The organism is Sphingomonas sp. 179-I 2A4 NHS (assembly GCF_045369135.1).
Lineage (GTDB): Bacteria > Pseudomonadota > Alphaproteobacteria > Sphingomonadales > Sphingomonadaceae > Sphingomonas.
In genome coordinates this window covers 229,435-241,897 of record NZ_JBIQFL010000001.1, presented here as the reverse complement: position 1 = coordinate 241,897, position 12,463 = coordinate 229,435, and the positions used below count along the sequence as shown (strand labels likewise).

Annotated in this window: 11 protein-coding genes and 1 riboswitch; of the genes, 3 read left to right on the top strand and 8 right to left on the bottom strand. The window is 68.2% G+C overall.

Going from position 1 to position 12,463, the window contains the following annotated elements; genetic code table 11:
- Positions 1–81 precede the first annotated feature (81 nt).
- Positions 82–2,412, top strand: coding sequence for a GH92 family glycosyl hydrolase (locus tag ACH0CP_RS01085; protein ID WP_406875405.1), 2,331 nt, complete (start codon positions 82–84; stop codon positions 2,410–2,412).
- A gap of 11 nt (positions 2,413–2,423) precedes the next feature.
- On the opposite strand, the gene ACH0CP_RS01080 is transcribed toward ACH0CP_RS01085, so the two are convergent.
- From ACH0CP_RS01080 to ACH0CP_RS01050, 7 genes are all read right to left on the bottom strand, one after another.
- Entirely contained in the window at positions 2,424–2,705 is a 282-nt protein-coding gene (locus ACH0CP_RS01080) for a hypothetical protein (protein ID WP_294443379.1), read from the bottom strand.
- Between the two features lie 57 nt (positions 2,706–2,762).
- Entirely contained in the window at positions 2,763–3,767 is a 1,005-nt protein-coding gene (locus ACH0CP_RS01075) for an FAD:protein FMN transferase (RefSeq protein WP_294443380.1), read from the bottom strand.
- Between the two features lie 37 nt (positions 3,768–3,804).
- A complete protein-coding gene (locus ACH0CP_RS01070; RefSeq protein ID WP_294443382.1) occupies positions 3,805–4,692 on the bottom strand; it encodes a DUF4198 domain-containing protein in 888 nt (295 codons plus the stop codon).
- Between the two features lie 14 nt (positions 4,693–4,706).
- Complete coding sequence (locus tag ACH0CP_RS01065; RefSeq protein WP_294443383.1) at positions 4,707–5,177, bottom strand: DUF2271 domain-containing protein; 471 nt, start codon at positions 5,175–5,177, stop codon at positions 4,707–4,709.
- Positions 5,178–5,200: 23 nt separating this feature from the next.
- Positions 5,201–5,902 carry a PepSY-associated TM helix domain-containing protein gene (locus ACH0CP_RS01060; RefSeq protein WP_294443384.1) on the bottom strand — a complete coding sequence of 234 codons (702 nt, stop codon included), beginning with the start codon at positions 5,900–5,902 and terminating at the stop codon, positions 5,201–5,203.
- Between the two features lie 81 nt (positions 5,903–5,983).
- Positions 5,984–6,745 (bottom strand): ABC transporter ATP-binding protein, encoded by a 762-nt coding sequence (locus ACH0CP_RS01055; RefSeq protein ID WP_294443385.1) that lies wholly within the window; start codon positions 6,743–6,745, stop codon positions 5,984–5,986.
- Positions 6,739–7,689, bottom strand: coding sequence for a FecCD family ABC transporter permease (locus tag ACH0CP_RS01050; protein WP_406875435.1), 951 nt, complete (start codon positions 7,687–7,689; stop codon positions 6,739–6,741). The genes ACH0CP_RS01055 and ACH0CP_RS01050 overlap by 7 nt, the downstream gene beginning before the upstream one ends.
- Before the next feature lie 81 nt (positions 7,690–7,770).
- Here ACH0CP_RS01050 and ACH0CP_RS01045 point away from each other — a divergent pair, with 81 nt between their 5' ends.
- A complete protein-coding gene (locus ACH0CP_RS01045) occupies positions 7,771–8,568 on the top strand; it encodes an ABC transporter substrate-binding protein (protein ID WP_294443389.1) in 798 nt (265 codons plus the stop codon).
- Positions 8,569–8,612: 44 nt separating this feature from the next.
- Here the strand turns inward: ACH0CP_RS01045 and ACH0CP_RS01040 are convergent, their stop codons facing one another.
- Entirely contained in the window at positions 8,613–10,553 is a 1,941-nt protein-coding gene (locus ACH0CP_RS01040; RefSeq protein WP_294443390.1) for a TonB-dependent siderophore receptor, read from the bottom strand.
- Positions 10,554–10,774: 221 nt separating this feature from the next.
- Positions 10,775–10,998, bottom strand: a riboswitch (cobalamin riboswitch).
- A gap of 135 nt (positions 10,999–11,133) precedes the next feature.
- Between ACH0CP_RS01040 and ACH0CP_RS01035 the strand changes: the two genes are divergently transcribed.
- Complete coding sequence (locus tag ACH0CP_RS01035) at positions 11,134–12,420, top strand: glycoside hydrolase family 130 protein (RefSeq protein ID WP_406888917.1); 1,287 nt, start codon at positions 11,134–11,136, stop codon at positions 12,418–12,420.
- Positions 12,421–12,463 lie beyond the last annotated feature (43 nt).

Genomic DNA, 12,463 nt, shown 5'->3' with positions numbered 1-12,463 from the left:
GATAGGAAGCGCGCGCGCTTTTGCATCGCCTGCCTTCGGGGGGCTTGGCCGCACCGCCGCCGTCATGCTCTAACCCCGCGGATGCTCCGCCCCGCTCTCGCGCTGCTCCTCGCCAGCGCCTCGCTCGCTGCCCCCGGCCTCGCGCAATCCACCTATGACAGCGTCGATCCGTTCATCGGGACGGGCGGCGAGGGTCACACCTTTCCCGGCGCCGTCGCTCCCTTCGGCATGGTGCAGGTGAGCCCCGACACCGACACCACCTGCCAGATCCGCGAATGCTACGGCCACGCCGCCGGCTATCGCTACGATGATCCGACGATCCAGGGCTTCTCGCTTACCCATTTCTCCGGCGCCGGCCATTCCGATCTCGGCGATTTCCTGCTGATGCCCGTGGCCGGCGCCAACGTGCCGCTCGAGCCGGGCGATCCGGGCAAGCCCGGCTCGGGCTATCGCTCCCGCTTCAGCCACGACGCCGAAGTCGCGCGGCCGGGCTATTACGCCGTCACCCTCGCCGAAAGCGGCGTGCGCGCCGAGCTTACCGCCGGCACCCGCGTCGGCGTCCACCGCTATACCTTTCCCGCGGGCAAGGACGCGCATGTCGTCCTCGACCTGCGCTCCTCGCTGTACAATTATCCGGGCAAGATCCTCTGGTCGTCGGTCCGCCTGCGCCCCAATGGCACGATCACCGGCATGCGCGAGACGCGCGGCTGGGCCCCGGCGCGCAAGCTCTATTTCGCGATCCGCCCGAACGCGCCGCTGGCCGGCCACGCCTTCCACAATCGCGAGGGGAAGATCGCCTACACGGGCTTCCAGGCCCCCGGTCGCGGCCGCGCCGACCTTGCGCAGCTACAGGGCCAGGCGCTCGTCGCCGCGCTCGATTTCGGCCGCCTCACCCGCCCGCTGGAATTGAAGGTCGCCATTTCCAGCGTCGACGAGGATGGCGCGATCGCCAATCTCGACAGCGAGCCCGGCAGCTTCGACGCCGTCGCCGCCGCTGCCCGCACCGCCTGGGCCCAGGCGCTCGCCACCCTGGAGGTCGACGCCCCCGCGCCGATGAAGCGCATGGTCTCCACCGCGCTCTATCACGCGATGATCGCCCCCAGCGTCTTCTCCGATGCGGACGGGCGCTATCGCGGCCCCGACGATCAGGTGCACCGGACGGACGGCTTCACCTTCCATTCCACCTTCTCGCTCTGGGATACGTTCCGCGCCGAGCACCCGTTGCTGCTCCTCGTCCAGCCGGAACAGCGCAACCGCGATTTCGTGAAGTCGCTCCTTGCCAGCCAGCAAGCGAGCCCGTTCGGCATCCTCCCCGTCTGGCAATTCCACGGCCGCGAGACGTGGACGATGATCGGCTATCACGCCGTTCCCGTCATCGCCGACGCGTATCTGAAGGGCCTGCGCGGCTTCGATGCCGATGCCGCGCTCGATGCAATGGTGAAGAGCGCCAGCTACGGCCCCTATGGCGGGCTCGATCACTATATGCGGCTTGGCTTCGTGCCGATCGACAAGGAGCCGGAGGCCGCCTCCAAGACGGTCGAATACGCCTATGACGACTGGACCATCGCCCGCATGGCCCGCGCGCTCGGCAAGGCCGATGTCGCGGCGGCGTTCGAGAAGCGCGCCGGCAACTGGCGCAACAGCTTTGACGCCAGGACCGGCTTCCTGCGCGCCCGCAAAACGGACGGCAGCTTCCGCACCCCGTTCGATCCCACCGCGATCAACTATGGCAGTGACTATACCGAGGGGAATGCCTGGCAATATTCCTGGTTCGTGCCGCAGGATCAGGCCGCGATGTTCCGCCTTCTGGGCGGAGACGCCGCCGCGGTGGCGAAGCTCGACGCCATGTTCGATCACGACAATTCGAAGCTCGATTACAGCCATGCCGAGGACATCGCCGGCCTCATCGGCCAATATATCCACGGCAACGAGCCAAGCCACCACGTCGCCTATCTCTATGCTTTTGCCGGCCAGCCATGGCGCACGCAGGAACGGCTGAAGCAGATCGTCGACGCCCAGTACAAGGCAGCGTCCGATGGGCTGTCGGGGAATGACGATCTCGGCCAGATGTCCGCCTGGCTCGTCTTCACCGCGCTCGGCTTCTATCCCGTCGCGCCGGGATCGAACGAATATGTCATCGGCCGACCCTTCGTAAATCGCGCCGCGCTGACGCTGCCGAACGGCAAGCGCTTCACCATCGTTGCCAACGGTCTCTCCGACGCAAACCGCTATGTCGGCCGCGTCACGCTGAACGGTCGCCCGCTGGAACGCAGCTATCTTCGCCACGACGAACTCACCGCCGGCGGCGAGCTTCGCTTCGCCATGCAGGCAACGCCCAACAAGGCTTGGGGCACGGCGCCCGGCGCGCGTCCCTATTCGATGAGCACGACGGCAGGCTCGCGCCCCCGGTAACGGGGCGCGGCCTAGACCATGTCCGGCAGCGGCGCGGTGCCCGCCGATCGCGCGATGAATACGCGTTCGGGGCAATGCTCGGTCAGCCAGGCAAGCCCTGCGGCTTCCGCATCGTCATAGCTCGGATAGGGCTCGCCGCCGACGAGCGAGACCGAATCGGCGGCATCGCCATCGCCGCAGCTCAGCAGCACCGATCCGCTCAGTTCGAACTTGTCGTCGGCCAGTTGCTGGATTCGGATGCAATCACCGTCGCTTGGCGCCGGCTGTCCGGGCGGCAGTTTCAGGATTTCCATGTCGCCTCCTATTCGCCCCGCTCTAGAACGCTCGGGCGTGCGATCGGCTGCGTCATCCTAATCCGCGATCATCGCCTGCAGGGCCGGGCTCAGAAGCTCCCGCACGCCGCCGTCCGTCCGGATCAGCGCTCGCGCAGCAAGGCCGTGCGCCTCGGACAGCGGCAGGAAATCCTCCGGCCCGACCACGCTGAGCGCTGTCGCCCAGGCATCGGCCAGCATCGCGGAACGGTGGATCACGCTCACGGCCAGCGCGTGATGGACCGGCCGGCCAGTGTGCGGATCGATCGTATGCTTGCCGCGCACGTAATCGCCCGATGTCGCGACCGCCAGTTGATGCAGCGCGACGCGGATCGGCCTCACCTCGCCGGCCGGCGTCTCCAGCTCCACCCACCAGGGATCGCCATCCGGCCGCATCCCGCGTCCGACGAACTCGCCCCCGATCTCAACCAGGCTGTGCCGCACGCCACGCTCCATCAACAGCGCCGACACGCGGTCCACCCCATGCCCCTTGGCGATGCCTGACAGGTCGAGGCGGAGCCCGCCCGGCTGCAACAATCGCCGCGCCGCGGGGTCGAAGTGCAGCCGCTGCCAGCCCCCCTGCTCAAGCGCCGCGCGCACCGAAGCATCGTCGGGGCGCCCCGCGGCGGGGACCGGACCGAAGCCCCACAGATCCACCAGCGCGCCGATCGCCGGATCGAACGCGCCGAAGGTTTGCGCGGCGAGGTCGAGCGCAGCGGCGATCACGGTCGCAAAGTCGGGCGGCAGCGCGGTCCAGCTGCCCGGCGCCGCGCGGTTGAAGCGGCCGAGCGCCGAATCGGGCTCCCAATGGCTCATCTCCGCCACCAGCTGATCGAGCAGCGCCACGATCGCTCCGCGCAGCTGGCCGCGATCCACGGCGGGCGGCGCGGCGAACATCGCCCGCCACCCGGTTCCCATGGTCGCGCCGCCAAGCTCGACGATCGGCAGCGTCGGATCCCAGCCCGCCATCGCGGCGGGATCGATCGCGCCCACCGCGATGCGCGGCGATATGCCGCCACCCGCGCCCGCGCCCTCGCCGCTCATCGCTGGCGCATCCCTGTTGCCGGCAAGTGGCGCCGCGTCAGGGCGCGGGCACTTCCAGCGTCGTGGTATAGGTCATCCGCCGCTCGGTCGCGCGCGGCGCGCTCGGCTTGGCGTCGGTCAGGGTCGCGCTCATCCAGTACATGCCGGGAACCGGCCATTTCACACGCAGCACGCCGTCCGCGCCGGTGGTCAGCTCCTGTGCTTCCTCGCTGTCGCGGAACTTCTTCGAACCCGGCACCACCGTCACCTTCACGCCCGCCGCCGGCTTGCCGTCGACGAGGAAGCGGAACTGGCCGTCCTCATCCGCCACCAGCGCGCTCGGGTGCGTGATGGGCTGCATCTCCAGCCCCTTGCCGGTCGGCTTGAACGCGCCCTCGGTGGCGGGGCCCGCGGTCACGAACACCGCGTTGGTGCCGATCACCTCGGTCAGCTTGATGTCGGTGGCGCCGGCCGGGATCTCCGCCGGGCTCGCGACGAACTTCGGCATCGGCCGTGCCGGCGCGCCGGCAGCACCAGCGCCGCCCGCCCCTGCGCCTGCGCCGCCCATCGGCGGCCGGCGGCCGCCGACGCGCCAGTCTTCGCCGTTCAGCTTGAAGCTGCCGTTCACGGCATTCATCTCGGTGCCGATCTTCCACGTGCCCGGCTTGTCGATCTTCACGTCGAAGGTCGTACGATATTTGCCCGTCGACGCATTCTCGATCGTCGCGGGCGTGCCGTCCGGCGCCCACACCTTGATCTGCTCGGGGCGCATCGGCACGTGATCGGCGTAGAACAGGTCGTTCGAAACCGCCGCATCCACCGTCACATATTGGTTGGTGTCGGCCAGCGTCGTCGTCGACGGCAGCAGCCACTGGCGATGCGCCAGCGCGGGCGTCGCGGCGGTGATGGCAGCAGCGGCCGCCAGCACGATGGTGCGGATGCGCATAGAGGGTCCCTTTCTTAGCGGACGGTAATGGTGCCGAGTTCGGATTTGCCGGTGGCGGTGCCGCCCTTGCCCGGCACGGTGATCGGCACCTGCACCAGCTCGCGCCCGCCGGTCTCGCGTGCGGCCTCGATGTTCAGCACATATTGCCCGGGCTTGAGGTCCGCCGGCAGCGGCACCTGATAGGTGCCCGGCGCGCGCGTCGCGCCGCTCACGCCATTGGCCGGCAGGGAAAGGTTGCGGCCGCCCTTGCGCCACCAGCTGCGGAGGTCCGCCAGCCACTTGGTGCCCGGCTCCGCCCCGCCCTTCTTGATGTCGTACCAGACGAAGACGGTGCGCGCCGCGCCGCCCCCCGCCGGCTCCAGCCAGCCCGCCACATAGGGACGGTGATATTCCGCCACCTTCAGCCGCGGGATGGTGATCGTAACGGTCGCCGCGGTCGCTGGCGTGCTGATGACGCCGGCTAGCAGCAGATAGGCAGGGCGCATGGAACCTCCCGGAACAAACAGGCTCAGTGGATCAGGAACATGGCGAGCAGCAGCGGCACGAGCAGGCTCGTCGCCACCAGTGGCCAGGTGGACGGGCGATGCCGGGCATGAAGCTGCAGCAGCAGCAGCCCGGTCAGCGTGAAGATGATGCAGGCAACGGCAAAGGCATCGATGAACCAGAACCAGGCGTCACCGGTGTTGCGGCCCTTGTGCAGGTCGTTGAGGTAGGAGATCCAGCCGCGCCACGTCGTCTCGGCCGAGATCTTGCCGCTCTCGCGATCGATGCTCACCCAGGCGTCGCGCCCCGGGCCCGGCATGGCGACATAGACTTCCGTGTCGGACCACTCGCCGGCGCGCCCGGCGGGGTCCAGCCCCACCTTGTCGCGCACCACCGTGGCAACGTCGGCTGGCAATTGCGCGTCCGCGGCATGGTCACCGCGCAGCTTGGCCAGCGCCTGGGGCGTCAGCACCGCCTCCACCTGCGTCACCTTCGGCTCAGCACCGATCGAGGCAGCGTGATTGAGCGTGATGCCGGTGATCGCGAACAGCAGCATGCCGGCCAGCGACACCGCCGCGCTCACCCAATGCCACATGTGGAGCTGCTTCAGCCACGCCGCGCGCACCTTGCGCTTGGCGCGCTGCGCACCGGCCGGCGAATCCGGACGGTTGGCGGCACCGCGGGTCGCCCGCTGTTCACCCGTCACCGTCGCGTCGCTCGCCTGCATGAAAAACCCTCTTCGCCCGCAGCAGCAGGCTGATGGCCTCCGCTAGCGTCTATGCGAATTATTCGCAATAGCGAAGCGGGGTCAGCGCAGGCGGTCCAGCGGAACGATCAGGCCATCGACGTATCGCGCCGCGATGCCATAGACGTCGGCGAGCAGCGCGGGCGTAAGCACCGCCCCGGGGGCGCCATCGGCCTTGAGCTCGCCGTCCGCCATCACCAGCACCCGATCGCAGAAGCGCGCCGCCAGCGTCAGGTCGTGCAGCACAGCGATCACCAGCGCGCCGGCATCCGCCTCGGCGCGCAGCAGCTCCATCCCCTCGATCTGGTGCGCAGGGTCGAGGCTCGCCAGCGGCTCGTCCGCGATCAGCGCCGGCGCCTCCACCGCCAGCGCCCGCGCCAGCAACACCCGCGCCCGCTCGCCCCCGGACAGTTCCGTCGCCACCCGCGCGCGTAGATGCGCCACGTCCGTCCGCGCCAGCGCCCGCTCGATCGCCGCGCGGTCTTCGTCCCCCAGCCGCGACAGGGGCGCCAAGTGCGGCAGCCGTCCCAGCGCCACCAGCCGCTCCACCGTCACCGGCCAATGCAGCACCTGCCCCTGCGGCAGATAGGCGATCCGCCGCGCCACTTCATGGCCGGGCAGAGACGCGCGATCCGCGTCGTCGATGCTCACGGTGCCCTCATGCGGCAGCAAACCCAGCAAGGCGCGTACAAAGGTGGACTTCCCCGCACCGTTCGGGCCGAGAATGCCGATCAACTGGCCGCCATCCATGTTCACGGAGATACCGCGAACGACCGTTCGGCGGCCAAGATTGACCGTCAATGCACTGGTTGCGACGCTCACCACAGGCGCCGCTCCCGCATCAGGTGGATCAGGAATACCGGCACGCCGAGGAACGCGGTCACCACGCCGAGCTTCAACTCGTTGCTCGCCGGGATCACCCGAACCGCCACATCGGCGAGCGTCAGCAGCGCCGCCCCCGCCACCGCGCTCGGCCACAATACCGCCGACGGGCTGCGGTCGGTCAGCGGGCGCACCAGGTGCGGCACGATCAGCCCGACGAAGCCGATTGCGCCCGACACGGCCACGGCGCCGCCCACCCCGATCGCCACCCCCAGCAGCAGCCGCAGCCGCACCGCACGAAGGTTCACGCCCAGCGCCGCCGCGCCGTCCTCCCCGAGCGTCAGCGCATCCAGCGCCCGCCCCTGTCCCGCGAGCAGCAGCATCCCCGCCATGACGCACGGTAGGGCGATGGCGACATGCTGGAACGATCGATCCTCCAGGCTGCCGAGCAGCCAGGTGGTGATCTCCATCGCCGCGAAGGGGTTGGGCGACAGGTTCAGCGCCAGGCTGATCCCGGCCCCCGCCAGCGTCGATACCGCGATGCCCGCCAGGATCAGTGTCAGCGCGCTTTCCGATCGCCCCGCCAGCACGAACAGCAACGACAGCGCAAGCAGTGCGCCCGTGATCGCCAGCACTGGCAGCACCACCGGGTTCGCGATCGCCAGCCCGAAATACAGCGCCACCACCGCGCCCAGCGCAGCGCCATTCGATGCGCCCAGCACCGATGGCTCTGCCAGCGGATTGCGCAGATATCCCTGCAGCGCCGCCCCGCCCAGGCCCAGGATCGCGCCGACGGCGAGTCCAAGGATCACACGCGGCAACCGCAGCTCGACCACGATGGCCCGCTCGATCGGATCGCCCCAGCCGCCCAATGCCGCCAGCAGCCGCGCCGGCGGGATGGTCGTGCTGCCGATCGCCACGCCCAGCATCGCGGCGAGGACGACCATCACGATCAACAAGGGCCAGAGCCAGGGGCGAGTCACCACCATCGTCTAGCGCGCCGCCGCCAAGCGGGGCAAAGCGCTGCCATGCGCCGCCTGCTCGCCATCCTGCTGATGCCCACCCTGATCGCCGCAGCGCCAGCACCGACGCCTAAGCGCATCGTGTCGCTCAACCTGTGCGCCGACCAATATCTGATGGCGCTCGCCGATCGGGGCCAGATCGTCGCCTTGTCGCGCAACGCCCGCGATCCCTCGATGTCGGCGGACGCGGCGCAGGCGCGGCGTTATCCGATCACGCGCGGCGGCGCGGAGGATGTGCTGGCGCTTCGGCCGGACCTCATCGTCGCAGCGCCTGGCCGCGTCGATGCTGCCACTACCGCGCTGCGCGGCCGCGCCCGCACGCTCGATGTGCCGCCAGCGAACAGCTACGCCGAAATCATCGACCAAGTGCGTACGATTGCTGCCGCCGTCGGTCATCCGGCGCGCGGCGAAGCACTGATTGCACACATGAATGCACAGCTTGGTACGGTGTCGACGGGTGCCGGGCGCGGCCGGACGGCGGCTTATTACCAGCGGCGTGGCTATCTCACCGGCGCCGGCACGCTCGTCGACGAACTGCTGCGCCACGTCGGGCTGCGCAATCTCGCCGTCTCGCTCGGCAAGCCCGCCTTGTCGCGGATCGGCCTCGAGGAACTGGCTCGCGCGCAGCCCGACTATCTGGTGGTGGAAACGGAGACCGACCGGATCAGCGATCAGGGAACGGAGATGCTGCACCACCCGGTGCTCGCATCCATTCCCCGCATCCGCCTGCCGCAATCCTGGACGGTCTGTGGCGGCCCCGCCTACGTCCGCGCCGCCCGGTCGATCGCGGCGCAGCTGCGCTGAACCCGCGCGATTGCGGACGCGCATCGCGCCGGCCCAGCCCATCATCAGAAGCGTGCCCGCACGCCGCCATAGGCAGCCCGTCCGGCCGCGGCGAAGCTGAAGATCTCCTGATAATCCTCGTCGGTCAGGTTCTCAATCCGGCCGAACAGCGACAGGCGATCCGACAGACGATATTCGGCGTTGAGGTTCACCAGCACGAACTCCTGCAGCTCCACCAAAGGTGATGTCGCATAGGTCGGGTCGGTAAACGTCACGTCCGTCTGGCGGCCGTTGTACCGCACGGTCAGCGTGCCGGAGAAGCGCTGGTCGGTGCTGAAGATCGTCGTGTTGAGGCTGGCCACATGCCGCGGGCGCCGAACCTCGTCGACGCCATTCTCGCGCGCCTTCAGATAGGTATAGGCCAGGTCGAACTTGATCTGCGGGATCGGCCGCGCGGAGGCGAAGAGCTCGACGCCATGCTGCTTCGACAAGGTGGTGCGATTCAGCGGCGTCGCGTCGAACGCAGGGGCCGGATAGGCGATGTAGATCTCGTTTTTCAGCCGGTTATCGAAATAGGTGACGCCGATCGTCCCCTTGCCGCCGGCCAGTTCCTGATCGACGCCGGCCTCCCATCCTTCCGACTTCTCCGGCTTCAGATCCGGATTGCCGATGTAGCGGCCGTCGGAATAGCCGAAGAGCTCGTAATAGCCCGGGTTCTTGACGCCCGTGCCATAGGCGCCGCGCAGCCGCAGGCCGATTGGCAGGCGGTAGCCGGCCTGCGCGCGCCAGGTGGTCACGTCCTCGAACCGGTCGTTCTCGTCCTGCCGCACGCTGGCTCCGGCGGACAGCGCATCGTCGACCGTCACTTCATACTGGCCGACAAACCCCCAGTTGGTCGTCGAGCGCCGCCCGTTGAACGCGAAGCCGCCGGGCGTGGTGTTCTGAAACTCCTCCCGCTCGTAATCAACCGCGCCAGTCAGCCGGTGCGCGACGCGATCATCGCCAAAGCGATAGCTCGTCTCGAACGTGACCTTGTACCGCCGGCCCTTGTCGCCGAAATCGAGCCCCGCAGCCGTGAAATTCTCGCGCGTCGTATCGGAAAACTGGCCCGTGAGGGCGTTGGTCCAGCGTCCATCTGCGAGCGACAATTCCGCCCGCGCCAGGCCATAGAAGGCCTCGCTGCGCGAATGGACGCCCGGGCTGTCGATCGTCTGGCCAAATAGCGGGCTTGCCGGATCATTGTCGCTGTCGTTGGTCAGCGCATCGGTATAGCCGTAGCGCCCGACGCCGATCAGCTTGAACGTGTCGGACGGCGTCCAGCTCAGCTTCGCGCTCGCACCGATGCTGGTTGCCCCGACATTGCGGCTGCCGCCGATCGCGCTGGGCGTGCCATCGGTGCGGTAGATCGAGCTCGACAACGCATAGTCCGCGGTATCGCTGAACCCCGCAACCCGTGCGCCGCCCGCAAAGGTGCCGAACGATCCGCCTTCCGCGCGGAGCAATATCCCCGGCGCCTCGCGCCCGGTCAGCGTGATGTACTGGATCACGCCCCCGATCGCGTCCGAGCCGTAAAGCGAGGATTGCTGGCCCCGCAGCACCTCGATCTTCGCCGCTTCGTCGGCGATCAGCGTGCCGAAATCGAACTCGCCCTGATAGGGGTCCGACGCTTCGATCCCGTCGACCAGCACCAGCACGTGGTTGCTCTCCCCGCCGCGCAGCCGCACCTGGGTGACGCCACCGACACCGCCAGTGCGGCTCACCGCCACGCCCGGCACGTCGCGCAGCACGTCGGAAACGATACGCGTCTGCCGCTCTTCCAGGTCCGCCGCGGTCAGCAGCGTCACCGATGCCGGCAGGTTACGCACCTCGACGCTGTCGCCGGAGCGCGATCCCGTGACGACAATATCGTTCCCGCTCGCGTCGGTGGTCGGCAGGGTGGGATTGCTCTGGGCGAGTGCCGGTGTGGCTGCAACGAGTGCGAACAGGGACACGAGCGGCTTCATCATGATCTTCTTCCCCGCGTCAGTTCCCGAACGCGCGGTCGGGGCCGCCCGCGCTTTGGCGGACGCCGGGGCACGACGGTGGGCAACGCGGGTGCCCGGGCGACGTGCGCCGATCGCAGCCCCGTGGCCGCGCAGCACTAGGACCGAGGCGAACAGATGCTCGCCCGCGGCCTTTCGTCGCTCGAACGGAAGAGATCCGTGCCTCCGCCATCCCCTGAGCGCGAGACATGAGCGACAGCGCTGGCAGGTCTCCTGGCTCGCGGGTCGTCGCTCGAAACACGCCTTCCCGGGATCATCCCAGTGGCTGGCCGGACGAGACCGCCGGCGCCTGTGCTTCTCACTCACCGCTTACAGTTGCAGGGACAGCCGCGGAATTGAGGGGCACGCCCCTCGCACCGCATTCCCGTTTTCAGCCCCGTCAAAGGGCACCGGCGCGATCTTCGGGCCCGGGCACGCCCGGATCCGGCGGCGCCTGTAATCGAAACGCGCGATGGCGTACAATGCAAATCGCGCTCGGCAGCGGGAGCCGTTCCGCCGTCCGCCCGTTACCTTGCGCATCGGGGCGCACTTGGGAGGATATCGGATGAAGGCAGCGGACGTATTCACCAAGCTTCCCCTCGAGCTGAAGCCCGATCCGTCCCGCACCGTCATCCGCCCGTTCAGCTTCGCCTATCCCGAAGCGTTCGCGCGTGGCCGGCCGCCGCGCATGCAGGAGGTGGTGCAGCGGCTCCTCGCACTCAGCCCGGCGATGCGACGGCGGATGCGCACCCTGCTTGCCATCCCGATGCACGAACGACACGACAATGCGGACGAGACGTTCCTGCGCCGCTTCAATTCGGTCTGCGAGGAGATCGGCCTTGATCCGTCGCTGTCGGAAACTGATCGACTGCTGATCGGCGCCTATTTCAGCCAGGAATATGCCTTTGAATCCGCGGCGCTTTTCAATCCCAGCATCGTGCGCCTGCCAGACGCCGACGTGACGGACGACAAGATGCCGTTCCTCCTCTCACTACGCGGGATCGGTGAGGGCCATATTTCATCCGTCACCTTCCGCACCGGAACCTGGGACGGCGGGACCGACGTGGTGATCGATCCCGCGAGCCAGCACGGCACACCGCCGCGGCTCGATGGCGTCATCGACGGGTGGTCGCATCTGATGTGCGATGAAAGCGACGACGTGTCCGAAACCGTCATCTTCCCGGTTCTCCCAAGCCAACGACAGGGCGTTGAGGACCTGCGCATGGTGAACTTCACCGACGATGATGGCTCCAAGAGCGTGATTGGCACCTACACTGCGTTCGACGGCGTCAAGGCCACGCAGGAGCTGCTGCGCGGGGTTGACCTTCGCACCTTCCAGATGCGCGCGCTGACGGGGGCGATGACGGCCTACAAGGGCATGGCGCTGTTTCCGCGGCGCATCGACGGCAAGTTCGTCATGCTCGGCCGACAGGATAACGAGAACATCTGGCTGCTGCGGTCGGACGATATCAGCCACTGGGACGAAGGGGAACGGATCATGGCTCCGAAATATCCCTGGGAGTTCGTTCAGCTCGGCAATTGCGGCTCCCCGATCGAAATCGACGAAGGCTGGCTGGTGTTCACCTATGGCGTGGGGATGATCCGCGGTTATTGCGTCGGCGCCTGCCTGCTCGACAAGTCTGATCCGTCGAAGGTGCTGGCACGCACGCCCTCGCCCCTATTGTTCCCCAGCGCCGAGCAGCGCGGCGGCTATGTCCCGAACGTCACCTACAGCTGCGGCGCGCTTCGCCATAAGCGTAACATCCTGCTGCCCTATGCGATTGGCGACGAGTATAGCGCCTTTGCGGTCGGCAAGGTCGATGACATCCTGTCGGTGATGGAGCCGGCCTGAGCGTGGCGAACGGCAACCGCAGCAGCGCCTGATCCGTTCGCCT

Bases quoted from the DNA above. Each gene is read 5' to 3' on its own strand.
- ACH0CP_RS01085 (WP_406875405.1), top strand. From the start codon at position 82: ATGCTCCGCCCCGCTCTCGCGCTGCTCCTCGCCAGCGCCTCGCTCGCT.
- ACH0CP_RS01080 (WP_294443379.1), bottom strand. From the start codon at position 2,705: ATGGAAATCCTGAAACTGCCGCCCGGACAGCCGGCGCCAAGCGACGGT.
- ACH0CP_RS01075 (WP_294443380.1), bottom strand. From the start codon at position 3,767: ATGAGCGGCGAGGGCGCGGGCGCGGGTGGCGGCATATCGCCGCGCATC.
- ACH0CP_RS01070 (WP_294443382.1), bottom strand. From the start codon at position 4,692: ATGCGCATCCGCACCATCGTGCTGGCGGCCGCTGCTGCCATCACCGCC.
- ACH0CP_RS01065 (WP_294443383.1), bottom strand. From the start codon at position 5,177: ATGCGCCCTGCCTATCTGCTGCTAGCCGGCGTCATCAGCACGCCAGCG.
- ACH0CP_RS01060 (WP_294443384.1), bottom strand. From the start codon at position 5,902: ATGCAGGCGAGCGACGCGACGGTGACGGGTGAACAGCGGGCGACCCGC.
- ACH0CP_RS01050 (WP_406875435.1), bottom strand. From the start codon at position 7,689: ATGGTCGTCCTCGCCGCGATGCTGGGCGTGGCGATCGGCAGCACGACC.
- ACH0CP_RS01045 (WP_294443389.1), top strand. From the start codon at position 7,771: ATGCGCCGCCTGCTCGCCATCCTGCTGATGCCCACCCTGATCGCCGCA.
- ACH0CP_RS01040 (WP_294443390.1), bottom strand. From the start codon at position 10,553: ATGATGAAGCCGCTCGTGTCCCTGTTCGCACTCGTTGCAGCCACACCG.
- ACH0CP_RS01035 (WP_406888917.1), top strand. From the start codon at position 11,134: ATGAAGGCAGCGGACGTATTCACCAAGCTTCCCCTCGAGCTGAAGCCC.